The sequence below is a fragment of the Chitinophaga japonensis genome, assembly GCF_007830125.1.
Taxonomy (GTDB): domain Bacteria; phylum Bacteroidota; class Bacteroidia; order Chitinophagales; family Chitinophagaceae; genus Chitinophaga; species Chitinophaga japonensis.
Map to the genome: position 1 here is coordinate 40,192 of NZ_VLLG01000004.1, position 17,538 is coordinate 57,729.

Here is a 17,538-nt window from a genome sequence, read left to right on the forward strand (position 1 = left end):
CCGTTCACCTTTCACGGTTTTTACAACCCGCCGAACACCAGGTAGGCCACGGCCAGCGTAAAGAAGATATTGAACAGTTGCGCGATGATAAAAGCAATGGCGGGCCGGCCGTTTTCCATAGTGAAGATGTCGGTAAATTTTGTTTCCAGCCCGATGCAGGTAAAGGCCAGCGCAAACCAGTAGGTTTGCAGCTCCTTCAGGCTGCCTTTGGCGGTGCTGACTACCGCGGGCGGCAGTACGAAGGAGAACAGGAGGGAGGCCAGCACAAAGCCCAGCACAAATTTCGGGAACCGCTCCCAGATGGTCTTTAGCCCCGGCTTTTGCTCCGCGCTCACCTCTTTTTTGCTCAGGGTCCAGTATAAGGAAATGAAGAAGGCGGCCAGGCCCAGTAACACATTCTGCGAGAACTTCACCAGGGTGGCGTATTTCAGCGCTTCCTCGCCCATTAGGGTGCCGGCGGCCACCACGGCCCCGGAAGTATCGATGGTGCCGCCCAGCCAGGCCCCGGCTACGGCAGGCGTCATGCCCGCCCAGGCGGCGATATAGGGCATGAACAGCATCATGGGAATGGCAATGATCAGCACCAGGGAGATCACATGCGACAGCTTGCGGTTATCGCCCTCTATTGCGCCCGATGTGGCAATGGCCGCAGATACGCCGCAGATGGATACCGCGCTGGAGATCATCATGCGGAATTCATCATCCAGCCCGAAGCGTTTGCACAGCCAGAAGGTGAAATACCATACTGCAAATACCACGATCACGGATTGCAGCAGCCCCAGCCCGCCGGCGCTGATCACATCTCCGAACAACACATTGGCGCCCAGCAGCACCAGTCCTATTTTAATGAACAGTTCTGTTTGTATGGCCGGCTTCAGCCAGGCGGGCACGCCCAGTACATTGCTGATGAACAGGCCCAGCAAAAGGCTGAACAGCACTACCTCTATGCCCAGGTCCTTTACCAGCCGGTTGCTGGTGATCAGTTGCGCCAGCAGGGAGATCACTACGATACCCAGCAGGCTCAGGGCCAGCTTTACCGGCTGCAGGTCCTTTGCCAGCGCACGGGCCAGCAGCAGGCTGCCCAGCACCCATAAGAACAGGACGCCCGCCTGCAGCAGCAGCTCTGCACGGCTGAGCTGCGCCCATAGGGCGGCGCTATTGTTCCAGGAGGCGAATTTAGGCAGGGCAGGGTGCAGGCCGGCGCATACCAGCGCAATGGTCAGGAATGCAATGATCACAGCGATCCAGTCTTCATGTAGTGGTTTCATCATAACATACTATCAATTGCTACAATATATGAAAATCCCTATTTTTATATGGTCCCCTAAAACTGATGTTATGAAAAATTCCCGTTATTGGCTATGCCACGCTACCCTCTTCCTGCTATTATTTCCCTTTATTGTTATTGCGCAAAACCAGGGATCCTTGCCGGAAAAGCTGGGTTATCCCCGCGATGCGCGGTTGCTGATCGTGCATGCCGATGACCTGGGCGTATCTCACTCCACCAACGCAGCGGCGATTGCCGCTTTCGAGCAAAAGGCCATCAATTCGGCCTCCATCATGGTGCCCTGCCCCTGGTTCCCGGAAATAGCGGCCTACGCAAAAGCGCATCCGGAGCTGGACTGGGGCATTCATATTACGCTGACGGCTGAATGGAAATACTATAAGTGGGACGGGGTATCTCCCGCTGGGGAAATACCCAGCCTGCTGGATAAGGACGGGTACTTCTATGCTTCAGTCCGGGAATTTCAGCAGCATGCCAAACCGGAGGAAGTGGCCCGGGAAATACGGGCGCAGATCAGGAAGGCACTGGACGCCGGCATCAACATAACCCATCTTGATAACCATATGGGCAGTTTGCTGGGATCGCCGGAGCTGGCGAAAATATACCAGGAGATCGGCAGGGAATTCAATCTGCCGGTATTAATACCCGCGAAGATGATCCGCATGATGGCCCCGCAGTTGCTGCCTTATATTGATACCGTGAACAACGTGGTGGTGAACCAGTTCATCACCGCCTACCAGCAGGCGCCGGCAGATAAATGGCATGTGTACTATGACCAGGCATTGCGGCAACTGCCTGCCGGTTTGAATGAGCTGGTGGTGCACCTGGCCTATGATGATGCAGAAATGCAGGCAGTTACCATAGATCATCCCGATTTTGGCGCCGCCTGGCGGCAAAATGACTTTAACTATGTGACCAGCAAGGGGTTTAAGGAGCTGTTACAAAAGGAAAATATCCGCCTGGTAACCTGGAAAGCGGTGTACGAGGCCGCTCAGTGAAAGAACAGGTATCCCAGCACAATGGCCGCCACTACGCCGATAAAGTCCGCGATCAGCCCGCAGGTAAGGGCATAACGGGTATTGCGGATATTCACGGAGCCAAAGTACACGGCCAGTATATAGAACGTGGTTTCCGTGGAGCCCTGCATAATGCAGGCCAGCCTTCCGGCAAAGGAGTCTGCGCCATAATGCTGCATTACATCCACCATCAGCCCGCGGGCAGCCCCGCCGCTCAGCGTTTTCATGAGCCCTACCGGTAATGCCGGCACGAAATCCGTATTCAGTCCCATCCAGGCAAAAAAGCTGCCGATGCCATTCACCAGGTAATCCATGCAGCCGGTGCTGCGGAACGCGCTGATGGCTACCAGGATGGCCACCAGGTAGGGGATGATCATGATCACGGTCTTGAATCCGTCCTTGGCGCCGTCAATAAAAACATCATATACATTGATGCGCCTGATAAAGCCCAGCACCAGGAAGGAAACGATAATGGAAAATATGATCAGGCCGCCCAGCAGCCCCGTATACAGGGCTACGTCAGCCGGCGGCATGTTGTGCAGCCAGGTGTACAGCCCCAGCATCAGCAGGGCAAAGCCGCCAAAGAATACCAAGGAGGGCACATTCAGCAGGTTGATGCGCTGATACAGCGCTACGGTGATCACCCCGCTGATAAAGGAGATGAAGGTGCCGATCACGGTAGGAATGAAAATATCCGCCGGGTTGGCGGCGCCGCCGGCCAGGCGCAGGGCGATCACGGAAGTGGGGATCAGCGTCATGCCGGCGGTGTTCAGCACCAGGAACATGATCTGCGCGTTGCTGGCCGTATCCGGGGTTTCATTCACCTCCTGCAGCTCCTTCATGGCTTTCAGCCCCACAGGCGTGGCCGCATTATCCAGTCCCAGCATATTGGCGGAAAAATTCATTACAATAGAGCCCATGGCCGGGTGGCGGCGGGGCACGCCCGGGAACAACCGGGAAAAGAAGGGGTTCACGATCCGTGCAAACACGCTGATCATGCCCGCTTTTTCCCCCACGCGCATGATGCCCATCCAGAACGTCATAATACCGATCAGTCCCAGGGAGATCTCCGCACCGGTTTTGGCGCTGTCAAACATGCCGGTCATTACATGGGCGAATACCGCGGTATCGTGCAGGAATATCAAACGGAACAGCGCCACCAGGAACGCGATCAGGAAAAAAGCAAGCCAGACGTAGTTTAATGCCATAGTTGAGGTTTAAGTTCCAAATCCAAAATCTAAATGTAAAGTTCCAAATCCCAAATTCCAAATCCCAAACCGGCGGCAGTCTCCTGATTATCCATAACTGTATAGTATCATTGGTGGTCTGCCCACATTTTGGAATTTGGGATTTGGAATTTTGGCCCCCCGGCCTTGGAATTTTTATTTTCCCTATCTTTGCGGGCAAATTTTTTAAAATGGCGTTGCAAGCAGGAATTGTCGGATTGCCCAATGTAGGAAAATCAACATTATTTAACGCAGTTAGTAACAGCGCCAAAGCGCAGGCCAGTAATTACCGCTTTTGCACCATTGAGCCCAATGTGGGCCTGGTGGACGTGCCGGATGCCCGCCTGCAGAAGCTGGAAGAGCTGGTAAAACCGAACCGGGTAGTGCCCACCACCATCGAGTTTGTGGACATTGCCGGGCTGGTAAAAGGCGCCAGCAAAGGAGAGGGGCTGGGCAACAAGTTCCTGGCCAACATCCGCGAGGTAGACGCCATCGTGCACGTGATCCGCTGCTTTGAAGACGACAACATCTTACGGGAAGAAGGGCCTATTAACCCGGTGAGCGATAAAGGCATCATTGACACCGAGTTGCAACTGAAGGACCTGGAAACGGTGGAAAAGAAGATCGCCCGGGTGGAGAAGATCGCTAAAACCGGCGGCGACGCCAAAGCCAAAAGAGAATACGACATCCTGAAGCAGTGCCAGGAATGCCTGGAACAGGGTCGTAATATACGGGAGCTGGGACTGGGCAAGGAGGACCGTACCGCCATTGCCGACCTTTTCCTGCTGACGGAAAAGCCGGTGCTGTACGTGGCCAACGTGGACGAAGCTTCCCTGCATACCGGCAATAAATTTTCACAGGCCCTGCAGGAAGCCGTAAAGGCCGAAAACGCGGAGGTGATCGTGATGAACAACTCCATCGAGGCCCAGATATCCGAAATGGAAGACCCGGAGGACAAACAGTTATTCCTGGAGGAGTACAAGCTGGAAGAGCCCGGTTTGAACCGCCTGATCCGCTCAGCCTACAAACTGCTGAACCTGATCACTTATTTTACGGCAGGGGTACAGGAAGTGCGTGCCTGGACCATTCACCAGGGCTGGAAAGCGCCGCAGGCCGCCAGCGTGATACATACCGATTTTGAGAAGGGCTTTATCAAGGCGGAGGTGATCGCTTATGAGGATTATGTGAAGTACGGCTCCGAAACGGCTGCCCGCGACAACGGCCGCCTGCGGATAGAAGGCAAGGAATACGTGGTGAGCGACGGGGATGTGATGCATTTCAGGTTTAATGTGTAAGCCTTTACCGGCTTTCAAGAATACCCAACTCGGTTGGGGGTTACAACAAATAGAAGTCCCGGCGCAAGCCGGGACTTCGTCAATTTAAGTGGTTAGTAAGGGGGATTGGTTATTTTAACAGTCCTTCAAATGTAACGCCCAGGTAGTATAATGCCCCGATCTGGGGATTACCAAAAGAAGTCCGGTAATATTTATTCAGGATATTAGAGCCACCCAGCTTAATGGTAGCGTGGGCAGCCGGTATTGAGTAATTTATCTGCCCGTCCAGCGTGCCGAAGGATGGGACACTGCCTCTTGCAAAGGAAGAGGTCCAGATGAACGTATCCTGCCAGCGGTAGGTAATATTGAACCCGAGATTCTTATATACATTCCTGTTGCCTAAGCCCAGGCTAAAACGGTATCTGGGTGTATTGAAATTGGTAAATACCTGGTCCTCCTCGTTATTGATGTCATTGAATGATACATTGCCACTTACTGTCCAGGTACTTACCTGGTAATCCAGTCCTAATGCCCATCCCCATGTTTTCACCTTTTCAGGGTTATTAATATAGGTTGCAAAAATATTGGCCCTGCTAAGCGTGGGGTCCTGGGCCAGCGGCTCGGTGGGCTGTATCAGTGCAATGTAGGAGAGAAAATTGGTGTAGTTGCTGTAGTAAACATAACCGTCTATTAACAGCCTGTTCCTGATAAGCCCCCGGTAGCCTATTTCATAGGAGCTTACGCTTTCCGGCTTGAACTTGCTGAAGGTATGTAGCTCCAGTTGAGAAGGATCTCCTGTAGCTGCATACCGTTGTACGCTGGCCTGTGTATACCCTTTGTTATTATACAGGTCGTATTTGGTCAGCAACTCCGGCAGGCCGCCAATCAGGCGGGTATTCGCGCGTATAGGAAGGTCAATATACTGATCCTGGTTGGTAGGGTTGCGGAAACCGGTCTGGTATGACAGGCGTATATTATGCTGTGGCGCTACTGTAAATACGCCGGAAATACGCGGTGTAAAGCGCCCGTCAAAATTTTCATTCTTGTCGTAACGGATAGAACCGGTTAATTTGATGCGGTCATGCACCAGTTTCCGGCCCACTTGCAGGAATCCCCCAAATTCATCTATCTTAATATCCCGCTCCGCATCATCGAAAATAGTACCATCTGAGTTCAGGGCATAGCGGCGATAAGATGCGCCGGCCTGTACTTCCAGCACCTTTATATGGTCGCTGAAATCATACATACCTTCGTAATGATAAAGATTGGTCTTATCATTGAATTTCGCCCCGTTCCTCCCGGGGCCAAAACCTATGTACCGTTCGGTAATGACGTCTTTAGCCTGGTTAAAGGCATCGGTTCCCGGCTGCAGGCGGTTCCTGTCTGCATATGCCCGGGCAATGGCATGTGCCTGTTCATCAGTTTTTGCCCCCGGGGCGCCGGGAAATACGCCTGCCCGTGCCTGGTTGTAGACGGTGGCATATTCTGCAAACCAACCCCCAATTACATTACCGTTTGCATCGGTTACTACGCTGGGGTTGTAGCTTTCATTCAGGATGGTGCCTAAAGCAGTAGCGTTATAGGCTTCCCCGGAACGTTCCTGCGTGGTGTAACCTCTTACAAAGAAACGTTTTCCCCTGAATTCCAGCTTGTATTGGCCTAAATTGAAATTCCGAAGTGAATAACGGTCAGAACCGGTGTAGACGCTTGTACCAGTGCCCCAGTTGCCCTGCAGCACCAGTTCCAGGTCGTCTGTGAACCGGTAATGGAAGGCTGCGCCCGTTTTCAGGCTTTTGGTACGATAGTCTACCAGGGATGGCTCGGCATAGCCGGTGCGGGAAACGGTTACACCGTTCAGCAACCCCGCTGTGGCGCCATAGGTGGTATTGATCTCGTCTCCATAAACGTTTATACCATCATAATTAGGATCTGCTGTATGGGAAAAGCCCGGCTTTGTTACAAGGTTCAGCCGGTCAAAATTACTGGAGTCCTGCGCCTGCCAGTCATCTGCCTGCAAGTAAGCAATATTCAGCTTGAAAGCGAATTTTCCAAAAGCTTTGGCATAGCGCGCCGCTACATCCGGAACAAAACCTATATTGGATTGCTGACGGGTATCTACATGGTTGATACCGCCCTGCAAGCGGATACTAAGGCCCTGGTGTTCAAAAGGGCTTTTACTTGTCATGATCAGGGTACCATTCATACCACCCGCACCGTATAAAGCGGAGGACGCGCCTGGCAGGAGCTCCACGCTTTCTATATCCAGCTCTGTTAAACCTACGATGTTGCCCACGGAAAAGTTGAGTCCGGGTGCCTGCATATCCATGCCATCCATATACTGGTTAAAGCGGGTATTGCCATTTGTACCAAATCCCCTGGTGGTAACCGACCTGAAGGTGAGGCTTTGCACGCTGGACTCTACGCCTTTCAGGTTAGGCAGGGCATCGTAGAAGCTGGGAGTGGGTACCTCCTTAATGGCAGCGGTGCTCAATTTCTCAATAGACACGGGCGATTCCATGATACTTTGCGCCACACGGCTGGCTGCTACCACTACTTCCTGCCCCAGCAGTTCCGTGGAGGTTAGCTGTACATTAATGGGTTGCACACTGCTGCTGACTACTACTTCCTGGCTGCTGAATCCTACATAGGAAAATACCAGGGTAAGCGGGAGGCTCCTGGTCGTGTTGAGCCGGAAATTACCGTCTGCATCCGAAATGGTGCCGGACGTGGCGCCTTTAACGCTGACGGTTACACCGGCCATTTTCTCGCCGTTCTCACTGCTGGTAACAGTGCCGGTGATGGTGGTTTGTTGTTGTGCCTGCGCTACTGACCATAGGCTAAGCAATAAGAGGGCGGAACACAAACAGGTTCTAAGGAAATAGTTCTTCATACGTTGTAGAATTTTGTTTTGGTTGAGCCGGGGCGTTTAACAGTTTTAATACAACTAAATATACCGAACAATTATGAATTAACAATTATCTATTATACACGTCCGCATACGGGCTATAACGGGGCTAAAAGGTCTTCCTCCCGGCTTCCAGGAATCATTTGCTAATCAGGAAATTAACACAAAAATTTTGTTTGAAAGCAAAAAAAGAGCTGTATTTTTCCACCCTAAACGTTTTTTGACCCGTCCCTGTATGCGTTACCTGTACCGTGTAATTTTTTTAGTGTTTTGTTTGGCGAATGCTGTTTGTGCCCAGGCCCGGGATAGCACCCTTTCCCGTTTATCACAACTGCCGGATAAATATTTTTCCCAGGTAAGCAGCAAGTCCCGCCGCTTTGAAAAGCAGGTGAGCAGACGCTCGGAGAAAGCCCTGAACAAACTGGCCCGGCAGGAAAGGAAGATGCAGGCCAGGCTGGCAAAGATCGACTCTGTAGCCGCGAAGAACATCTTTACCCGCTCTATTGATTCTTTAGGTCATTCTTTCCGAAGCGGGTGTAAAGAAGGAGGGCCTGAATCTGGGTTAAATGAACAGACCGTTATTGCAGAAGGTAGAGGAGCTGACTTTGTACCGGATAGATCAACAGGAAAAGATCACCGAGTTAAAGCAAATAATCAAAAAATAAACTTTAGTATATGTTTAGACAGGTATATTGTTTTATTATCCTGACGATTGGCGCTTTCCAGGTAAAAGCGCAGGTGGGAACCTATAGTACGATCAATTTTCCGAATAATTACACCAATACTATTACTTCCGCTTTATATACTTCCAATTTCCGCTCAGGCTTTATTTATCAAAGCAATGGCTCTATTAATTATGGGCTGACCGGTGTTAAATCTCACAACTTCCGCTTCCGTTGGCTGGCACATGATAACGGTGGTATCGACTATTCAACAGATACCGATCAGCTTATGTTCCTGGACGGGTATGGCAATCTGAACTTAAAAGGAAATTTAACGGCTAACGGAAACATAGGTATAGGTGCTGTGCCCACATCTGATAAAGTGACTATTGATATGGGTAGTACCAGGGGTGTTGTTAATATGGTCAGTGATGGAGACAATGCCGCTTATCTGGACCTTAAATTCAGCGTAAAAAATACAGCTTCCATCGCAGCCGATAAACCAATCTTCTGGGAAGCCTCCTTGCGGAAAGATGGTTATTTCAGCGCGGATCTTACAGGCCCCACACTTGAATTCTACGCAGTCAAAAAGAATGGTGCCGGATACTATGCGCCACTACTGTTTAAATCCAATGGTGACGTGATATTGGCTGGTGCGCGAAGCGCTACCAATGGCAATGTGGGTATTGGCACCACGGATACCAGGGGATATAAACTGGCGGTAAACGGCGATGCCATCTTTACCAAGATAAAAGTAAAAACATATGGTGGCTGGCCCGATTATGTTTTCTCAGATGAATATCATCTGCCACCGCTCTCCGAGGTAGCTGCTTATGTGAAGGAGCACAAACATTTGCCGGATATGCCTGCTGCGGAAGAAGTGGAGAAGGAAGGGATAGATGTGGCGGAAATGAATAAGCTATTGTTGAAGAAGATGGAGGAGATGATGTTGTATATGTTTAAGCAACAGGAGGAGATATCTAAATTAAAAGAACAAAATGAATGGCTCCTGAAGAAGTGTCAATAGGAATAGCCCATTAAAAGGTAAATGTCGGGTTTAAATGAGGGTGCTACCGTTCTATTCTGAATCTCCCAACAACAGCCTTTGAGCATTCTCATAACGGATTTTATCCTTTTCCTCCTGTTTTAGGTCCAATCTGTCCAGTGCATCTACGGCCTGCCTGAGGCTATACTGAGGAAAATCGGAGCCTAGTAAAACCGTATGGACCCCTGCATTACGAATGGTCCAAATGAATTCATCTTCGACGGGTGAATCGGCTAACAGGACAATTGTAGCGGATATGTCGAAATATATATTATCCTTGTAGAAACCTTTTGCCGTGCGCGCTACCTTGATGATATTCCAAAAGCGGAAATTAAAGGCCCCCATGTGGGCAAAAATGAATTTGGTGTCAGCGCATTTTATAGCCAGGTCAAATAAGTTTTCGCTGTCTCCCGGTTTGATATTGGCATTATCCATTAATATAACAAGGCCCAATTGCCCCGCCACCTTACAAAGGTTGATAACCTTATCATCTGTGACCTCAAATTTTTGTGTATGGGGATGTAGCTTAATGACCTTTACGCCTAAACCACTTAATCTCCTTATTTCTTCCGTGGCGGCATCACCATCTAAGGGATGCACCGAACATATCGGCAAGAGCTGAGGATATTGCTTTGATAGCGCAATAAGCTCATCATTTTTTGCCCGGGTCTTCAAAGGTTCACCTTGCCTGGCTATCAGGATGCCGCTAAACCGGGTGACGGTTTGCCCGGTGCTATCCAATTGAGCCAAATAAGTCTGTATTGATTGATCACCATTCCATAGGTGGACATGATTATCGAATACCTGCTGCTGCGCAAAAGAAAATTGATAAATCAGGATTTGAAACAAAAGGAATCCAATACTTTTCATACCAGCTTTGTTGAGGTAAACCTATGATCAAGATACTCAACTTATTCCTTATGTCCTAAATGTCTTACTGCGGCCTACCCAGCCACTCCGCCAATATCCGCCCGATCTGCTCAAATTCTATCAGGAAACCGTCATGTCCGTAAGAGGAGTCTATTTCATAGTAGGTAGCGCGGGGCATATGCCGTTCCAGGAAGAGCTGTTCTTCCGGCGGGCATAGGATATCGCTGGTAATGCCCATCAGCAGGGTGGGCTGGGGGAGCTGTGCCAGCAGGGTTGGCATATCGGCGGGCCTGCTCCGGGCAATGTTATGGCTGTCCATGGTCTTGGTCAGCAGCCAGTAGCTCTGGGCGTTAAAGCGGTTCACCAGCTTGTCGCCCTGGTAGTTGATATAGGAAGAAGCGCGGAAACCGTCCGTTTTGTCCTTGTCGGGATCGGATTGCGTGCGCACAAAGGTCTGGTAGTTGCGGTAGGTCAGCATGCCGATGGCGCGGGCGGCTTTCAGGCCGCGCTGCCCGGCTTGCGGGCTGGGTTGCTGCCAACTGCAGTCCGCCTCTATGGCCAGGCGCTGGGCCGTATGAATGGCAATGCCCCAGGCGCTTTCCGCTGCGCCGGTACACAGCAGGAACAGCCGGTCAATGGCATCCGGTTCCGCCAACGCCCATTCCAGTACCTGGTAGCCGCCCATGGAGCCGCCTGCCAGCAGGTGAATCCGGGCAATGCCCAGGTGCCGCCGCAGCAGGATGTGCGCCTGTACAATATCGCGTACCGTTACCTGTGGAAAGGTATGGTAATAGGGGGCGCCGGTCGCGGGGTTTACAGACAGGGGGCCGGAGCTGCCGTAACAGGAGCCCAGGATATTGGCGCAAACAATAAAGTGTTTCGCCGGGTCCACCACCCGCCCTTCGCCTACCAGGCCGGCCCACCAGTCGGCCACGTCGGAGTTGGCCGTCAGGGCATGGCAGATCCATACCACGTTACTGCCATCGCTGTTCAGCGTACCGTAAGTATGGTAGGCAATGCGCAGCTCGGGCAGCACCGCGCCCGATTCCAGTGTGAAAGCTTCCTTTATATGTAATACCTTTGCGCTCAACCCCAAAAATTTGCGCGAAACTACATAAAAAAGCAGAAAGCTTAAAGCAGAAAGCTTAAAGCCGATTGGAGCGGGTAAAGCATCCGGGGCAATCGCTTTCTGCTTTAAGCGTTCTGCGTTCTGCTTATTTTGAACTATTTTTGACATAAATTAAATGGAAGTATGAAGATTACACTCAAGCGGATAGACGATGGTTTCAACATGGAGGCGGCAGACGAAACCGGGCACAAAGTACTGATGGACTCCTCCGAAGAGAACGGCGGCAGGAACAACGGGGTGCGCCCCATGCAGATGCTTGTCATGGGCCTGGGCGGCTGCTCGGCCATTGACGTAGTGATGATCCTTAAAAAGCAAAGGCAGGAGATCACCGATTTCCGCATCGAGATCGAGGCAGACCGGGAAAAGGACAAAGAGCCCAAACTCTGGGAAAAAGCGCATGTGATCTTTCACCTCACGGGCAATATAGACCCGGATAAAGCGGCCCGCGCCGTAGAGCTGTCCATGAACAAATACTGCTCTGTAGCGGAAACCCTGCGTAGGTCAGGCACCCTGCTTACCTGGGAAACGAAAGTAAATCAATAACCGGCAAAAAAGCATAAAGCTAAAAGCCTAAAGCATAAAGCGATTGATTCGAATCCTTTATCCCCGCCAGGCGGCTTTTTGCTTTATGCTTTCTGCTTTAAGCCTTTTAAGATGAACGAGCAAAGACACCAGCCCGATACGGACGCCATCAGGATACAGACAGAGCGGACCTGGCAAATGGAACATTCCACCCCGCTATTCCTCACCTCCAGCTTTTGCTTCGACAACGTGGAGGAAATGCGGGCCACCTTTGCCGATGAAACGGACTTCAACATTTACAGCCGTTTCAGCAACCCGAACGTGGACGAGTTTGTAAAAAAGGTCTGCGCGCTGGAACAGGCGCCGGCCGGTTATGCCACCGCATCGGGCATGAGCGCGGTGTTTGGCAGCTTTATGGCCCTGCTCAAAGCCGGCGACCACCTGCTGTCGGCCCGCACCATCTTTGGCTCTACGCATACGGTCATTGATAAATTCCTGCCCAGGTGGGGCATTAGCTGCGATTATTTCGACATTAACAACCCGGCAGAGCTGGAGGGGATGATCAAACCCAATACCCGCATGATCTTTGTGGAAACGCCGGCCAACCCCGGCCTGGAGATCATTGACGTGGAATGGCTGGCCGGTATCGCCAACAAGCACAACATCATCCTGAATGTAGATAACTGCTTTGCCACCCCCGTGCTGCAAAAGCCTTTCCTCTCAGGCGCGCACCTGGTGACCCATTCCGCCACCAAATGGATGGATGGGCAGGGCCGCGTACTGGGCGGGGTAGTGGTGGGCCAGCCGGAGCTGATCAAAGAGATCTATGCTTTTTGCCGCAGCACCGGCCCGGCTATGTCGCCATTCAACGCCTGGGTGCTCAGCAAGAGCCTGGAAACCCTGCACGTGCGCATGGAGCGTCACTCCGCCAGCGCCCTGGCCCTGGCTACCGCCCTGGAGCATCACGGGCAGCTCAACTGGGTGCGGTACCCCTTCCTGGAAAGCCACCCGCAGTACGCTATTGCACAGCAACAGATGACCGGCGGCGGCGGCATTTTCTGCTTCGAGCTGAAAGGCGGCCTGGAGCAGGGCAAGCGCTTCCTGGACGCGCTTAAGATGCTGACCCTCACGGCCAACCTGGGGGATACCCGCAGCATCGCTTCGCACCCGGCCAGCACTACCCACGCCAAGATGTCGGAGGAAGACCGCCTGCTGTCCGGGATAACGCCCGGGTTTATACGTATTTCCGTAGGGCTGGAGAATGTGCAGGATATTTTGCAGGATATTGAGCAGGCGCTGGAAGCGTCTAAAATTTGATAAAGAAATAAATAAGCCCCTTATACCATGAATAAAGCACATTGTTGGTGTTACATTGTTGTGCTCCTGTTGCTGGTAACCAATTACCAGGCAAAGGCCCAGGAAACCGCGGCACAGGCGACGTACGATCACAGGATTATTGCCGTCCTGCCTTTTAAAACAAGAACCGCCTATTTCAAACCCCAAAGTAAAGATGCAGTGCAGGCGCTGCAGGAGCGCGAAGCCGCGGAAGGTCTGCAGTTGCAGGAAGCGCTGTATAACGCCATGACGCAGGATGAAGAAAAACTGCTGGTAGACGTGCAGGACTGGCAATTAACGGATTCCCTGCTGAAAGCCGCCAGGGTAGACTTCCGGAACGTGAACAACCTGGATGCGCAGTCCCTCTGCCGTTTGTTAAAAGTGGACGCTGTTTTAACGGGCGAGCTCGCCGAGCTCCGTGTAAGCCGTACTTACACTACCAGCACCCTGATATTTGCAGCCAGTAAAACGAAAAGAATGATCATTGAGCTATACGACGGTAAAACAGGGGATCATATCTGGAACTTCGAGAAGGAACTGGACGTGGCCGGCATATTTGACACTGAGAAACACAATCAATACCTGGAGAAGCGCCTGTTGAAAGCATTCATTAGAAAATTTCCCTACACCCGCTAATGTTTCCTACTTTACCCTACTTTCCGTAATTTCCAGCTATGAAATTCCTGGCCTCTCTACTCCTTATTATCGCCCTTGGTTACATGGCCGGCCTGTTCATGGCCTGGTGGTCCGTAGCGCTGGTGGCTTTCCTGGTAGCCCTGCTAATTCCCCTGTCTTCCGGTAAGGCCTTTGCCTGCGGGTTCATTGCCATATTTATACTCTGGATGGCCGTCGCTTTTTTCCAGGATGTCCGCAATGATCATATCCTGGCCAACCGGGTGAGCGAGATCTTCCTGAAAATGCACAGCCCTGTGCTGATGGGCATTATCAGCTCCGTTATCGGCGCCCTGGTGGCGGGCATGGGCAGCCTTACCGGCAGCCTGCTGCGTAAAACGCTGAACGCTAAAGGCTCAACGCTTAACGCTTAACGCATTCGATTCAGCTATGAACATACGGCAATCAGCGTTCCGCCTTCAGCGTTCCGCGTTCTGCATCATCATCCTGCTATTTTTCAGCAATTATTCCCGGGCCGGCATTATCCGCGGCCGGGTGGCCAATGAAAGGGGAGAGGCCCTGCCTTTTGCCACCCTGCTCATTAAAGGCACCACCCAGGGCACTACCACCAATGCGGCCGGCCAGTACTCCCTGGAACTGCCGGACGGCGCCTATACCATCGTATGCCAGTATATGGGTTACCGTAAGGAGGAGAAGCCCGTTACCGTTGCCGGTGCGGCCGTGCTGACGCTGGACTTCCAACTGCAGCCCCTGCAGTTGCAGATACAGGAGGTGGTGGTAAAAGGCGGCGGGGAAGACCCGGCCTACGCCATCATCCGCGAAGCCATTAAAAAAAGACCGGTATACCAGCAGCAGGTACAGGAATTTACCTGCAACGCCTATATCAAAGGCATGTTCAAGCTGCGCAATGTGCCCGACAGGTTCTTTGGCCAGAAGGTAGACAAGCAGGAAATGGGCGTGGACTCCACCGGCAGGGGCATCGTGTTCCTGTCAGAATCCCTGACCAAAATATCCGCCCGCCGGCCCGACAAGATTAAGCTGGACGTGATCTCCTCCCGGCAAAGCGGGGGCGGTTTCGGGTTCAGCTTCCCGGCCTATATCAACTTTTACGACAACAATGTGTCCGCCGTGATCACGCAGTTCAGCCCGCGGGGCTATATTTCCCCTATTGCAGACAATGCGCTGCAGTATTACAAATACCGGCTGGAAGGCGTGTTCTATGAAGACGGCCGGGCGGTGAACAAGATACAGGTGATCCCCCGCCGCAGGTTTGAACCGCTGTTCTCCGGGCATATCTTTATCACGGATGGCGACTGGCGCATTCACAGCACCAACCTGCTGCTTACCAGGGATTACCAGTTGGAGATCATGGACACCCTGCAGATCAGGCAGATACATGTGCCGGTAGACAGCGCGGTATGGCGCACCAAGGATCAGGTGATCAGCCTTTCCATGAAGCAGTTCGGGTTTGACCTGGTGGGCAGTTTCGTGAACGTATATTCCAACTACAACCTGCACCCCGCCTTCCCGCCCAAATATTTCGATAACATTATCATGAAATATGACACGGCCTTTAACAAAAAGAGCATCCACTACTGGGACAGCATCCGGCCGGTGCCATTGGAAAAGGAAGAGCTGAAAGACTTTCATGAAAAGGACAGCACGGCGCAGGCGCGCCGCGACAGCCTGCTGTCCGGCCGCCATATCGATTCCCTCCGCAAGCACCGGCCGCCGGTGAAGCTCACCCATTTCTTCTGGGGCGGCGTAAAGCATAATTACTATTTCCGCAGGGATACCCAGTTGGTGCATCACCACCTGGCCATGCGCCCGCTGCTGACCCAGTTGGAATACAATACCGTGGAAGGGCTGGTGCTTAGTGTGGAGCCCCGCCTGGAGCTGGACCTGCCGCATGACCAGGAGCTGCACATAGCGCCCTTCCTGCGTTATGGCTTCAGCAATACGCACCTCAATGCCTGGGCGGAGATCACGTGGCGGCAGCAGGCGCGCCTGCACAAGCGCCCGGGCGATAACACCTGGCTGCTTTCCGGCGGCAAGCGCATCTACCAGTTCAACAAGCAGGAACCGATAGATCCCCTGACCAACGCGGTATATACGCTGCTGCTCAAGGAAAACTATATGAAGCTGTATGAAAGCCGCTTTGCCAACCTGGCGTTCAGGCGGCAGTTTGAAAGCGGCGCCTGGGCGGGCATCGGTTTCACCTACGAGGATCGTATACCGGTGCAGAACACCTCCGATTTTGTCATATTTAAGAACAGCAGCAAGCAGTTCCTGCCCAACCATCCCTACGAGTTGGCAGACGTGCCCTTTACCCCGCACCAGGCCCTGGTCATGAACCTGAGCTTCAGCTTCCAGCCCGGCCAGCGCTTCATACAGTTGCCGGACCGGAAGATCGCCATCGGGTCCAAATACCCGCGCTTTGACATTGCTTACAGCAAAGGCATACAGGGATGGGCAGGCAGCGACGTGGATTTTGATAAATGGAAGGCGCAGGTGTCTGACAACATGAATTTCAAGTTGTTCGGGGAATTGCGTTACCGGCTGGCTGCCGGCGGCTTCCTGAACAGCAATTCCGTGGGACTGCCGGATTACCAGCATTTTAACGGCAACCAGACCTTCTACAATATCAAATACCTCAACAGCTTCCAGTTGGCGCCTTATTACAAATACAGCACCATTGCTTCCTTTTACACTACGCTGAACCTGGAGCATCATTTCAACGGGCTGCTGACCAACAAGATACCCTTGCTGAACCGGCTGAAATGGAACCTGGTAGCAGGCACCAATGCCTTCTATGTCAACAGCGATAACAATTATGTAGAAGTGTTTGCCGGCCTGGAGAACATCTTTAAGCTGGTAAGGGTAGATGTGATAGCCGGCTATCAAAGCCAGGATGCTACTCGTATAGGTGTGCGCGCCGGTTTTGGCGGATTACTGGGCGGCGCGATCTTCCGCAGGAGATGATCCCGCTTACCTGATTTTCCTGCCTTTGCTGTATTCCTTGCTGTCATCATAAAAATAAGCCAGCACACGGTACACCAAAAAAGCGAGGATGAAGTAAAAGGCGGAAAGAATAATTGTTGTCATAATCTTACATTTTTGGGTTACACCATTTTCGCTTGTCGTACCTGGTATTTCAAAAAGAATGCCAAAGCAGGGGCCGATTTTTAAGGCCATCAATATCAGTCACTTAGGAAACCGGCGGCGATCCGCTGTTTACTGCATAACTGTCATTTTACGGAGGATAATGTCCCCGGAAAGGGGTGGGTGGGGTGGCTTGTTTTCCTAACATGATTGTGTTAATTTTGTAGCCGTGTGCAGAGACCATGCGCCCCGGGAATGCAAATATTGATTAACCCAAAAACACCCCCTTATGAAACCAGGCAAAAGAATGAGATGGATCGCCATGATCACCCTTATCCTGGGTATTTTACTGGCCGTCCTCGCTTATGTGGCGCAGATCAGCCACTGGCAACATGCCCAAACGGCAATGACCTTCGGTTTTATCGGTTACATCCTCATTATCAGCGCGGTAGCATACCTCTTGCTGCAACTGCTGCGGGAATGGTCCGGTGAAAATGAGGCGTATATCCACCCTGATTGAGCAACTTTTCCTAC

Annotated in this window: 15 protein-coding genes; 10 read left to right on the plus strand and 5 right to left on the minus strand. The window is 52.0% G+C overall.

Annotation, left to right across the window (positions count from 1 at the left end; translation table 11 throughout):
* Positions 1-20 precede the first annotated feature (20 nt).
* A complete protein-coding gene (locus LX66_RS17225) occupies positions 21-1,271 on the minus strand; it encodes a YeiH family protein (RefSeq protein ID WP_145715853.1) in 1,251 nt (416 codons plus the stop codon).
* A 67-nt stretch (positions 1,272-1,338) separates the two neighbouring features.
* On the opposite strand from LX66_RS17225, the gene LX66_RS17230 reads away from it, so the two are divergent.
* Complete coding sequence (locus tag LX66_RS17230; protein WP_145715855.1) at positions 1,339-2,283, plus strand: polysaccharide deacetylase family protein; 945 nt, start codon at positions 1,339-1,341, stop codon at positions 2,281-2,283.
* Here LX66_RS17230 and LX66_RS17235 read toward each other — a convergent pair.
* Positions 2,277-3,509 (minus strand): nucleoside recognition domain-containing protein, encoded by a 1,233-nt coding sequence (locus tag LX66_RS17235; RefSeq protein ID WP_145715857.1) that lies wholly within the window; start codon positions 3,507-3,509, stop codon positions 2,277-2,279. The two genes, LX66_RS17230 and LX66_RS17235, sit on opposite strands and share 7 nt — an antisense overlap.
* 209 nt (positions 3,510-3,718) lie before the next feature.
* On the opposite strand from LX66_RS17235, the gene ychF reads away from it, so the two are divergent.
* On the plus strand, positions 3,719-4,822 hold the full coding sequence (gene ychF / locus LX66_RS17240; RefSeq protein WP_145715859.1) for a redox-regulated ATPase YchF: 1,104 nt from the start codon (positions 3,719-3,721) through the stop codon (positions 4,820-4,822).
* Positions 4,823-4,931: 109 nt separating this feature from the next.
* Here ychF and LX66_RS17245 read toward each other — a convergent pair whose 3' ends face one another.
* Positions 4,932-7,691 carry a TonB-dependent receptor gene (locus LX66_RS17245; RefSeq protein WP_145715861.1) on the minus strand — a complete coding sequence of 920 codons (2,760 nt, stop codon included), beginning with the start codon at positions 7,689-7,691 and terminating at the stop codon, positions 4,932-4,934.
* A gap of 187 nt (positions 7,692-7,878) precedes the next feature.
* On the opposite strand from LX66_RS17245, the gene LX66_RS17250 reads away from it, so the two are divergent.
* Both LX66_RS17250 and LX66_RS17255 read left to right on the plus strand, forming a co-directional pair.
* Entirely contained in the window at positions 7,879-8,415 is a 537-nt protein-coding gene (locus LX66_RS17250; protein WP_145715863.1) for a hypothetical protein, read from the plus strand.
* Positions 8,382-9,395, plus strand: coding sequence for a hypothetical protein (locus tag LX66_RS17255; RefSeq protein WP_145715865.1), 1,014 nt, complete (start codon positions 8,382-8,384; stop codon positions 9,393-9,395). Before LX66_RS17250 ends, LX66_RS17255 begins: the two co-directional genes overlap by 34 nt.
* Before the next feature lie 51 nt (positions 9,396-9,446).
* On the opposite strand, the gene LX66_RS17260 is transcribed toward LX66_RS17255, so the two are convergent.
* The gene (locus LX66_RS17260; RefSeq protein WP_145715867.1) at positions 9,447-10,283 is read right to left on the minus strand and encodes an amidohydrolase family protein; all 837 of its coding nucleotides are present in this window, start codon (positions 10,281-10,283) and stop codon (positions 9,447-9,449) included.
* A gap of 64 nt (positions 10,284-10,347) precedes the next feature.
* Positions 10,348-11,373: a homoserine O-acetyltransferase MetX gene (metX, locus tag LX66_RS17265; RefSeq protein WP_244620441.1), complete on the minus strand. Its 1,026-nt coding sequence runs from the start codon at positions 11,371-11,373 to the stop codon at positions 10,348-10,350.
* Between the two features lie 162 nt (positions 11,374-11,535).
* On the opposite strand from metX, the gene LX66_RS17270 reads away from it, so the two are divergent.
* From LX66_RS17270 to LX66_RS17295, 6 genes are all read left to right on the plus strand, one after another.
* A complete protein-coding gene (locus tag LX66_RS17270; protein WP_145715870.1) occupies positions 11,536-11,955 on the plus strand; it encodes an OsmC family protein in 420 nt (139 codons plus the stop codon).
* Between the two features lie 111 nt (positions 11,956-12,066).
* Positions 12,067-13,251, plus strand: coding sequence for a trans-sulfuration enzyme family protein (locus LX66_RS17275; protein ID WP_145715872.1), 1,185 nt, complete (start codon positions 12,067-12,069; stop codon positions 13,249-13,251).
* Between the two features lie 27 nt (positions 13,252-13,278).
* The gene (locus LX66_RS17280) at positions 13,279-13,905 is read left to right on the plus strand and encodes a hypothetical protein (protein WP_145715874.1); all 627 of its coding nucleotides are present in this window, start codon (positions 13,279-13,281) and stop codon (positions 13,903-13,905) included.
* Positions 13,906-13,943: 38 nt separating this feature from the next.
* On the plus strand, positions 13,944-14,315 hold the full coding sequence (locus tag LX66_RS17285) for a hypothetical protein (protein WP_145715876.1): 372 nt from the start codon (positions 13,944-13,946) through the stop codon (positions 14,313-14,315).
* Positions 14,316-14,331: 16 nt separating this feature from the next.
* Positions 14,332-16,884 (plus strand): DUF5686 and carboxypeptidase regulatory-like domain-containing protein, encoded by a 2,553-nt coding sequence (locus LX66_RS17290; RefSeq protein WP_145715878.1) that lies wholly within the window; start codon positions 14,332-14,334, stop codon positions 16,882-16,884.
* Between the two features lie 409 nt (positions 16,885-17,293).
* A complete protein-coding gene (locus tag LX66_RS17295) occupies positions 17,294-17,524 on the plus strand; it encodes a hypothetical protein (RefSeq protein WP_145715880.1) in 231 nt (76 codons plus the stop codon).
* The last annotated feature ends 14 nt before the right edge of the window (positions 17,525-17,538 follow it).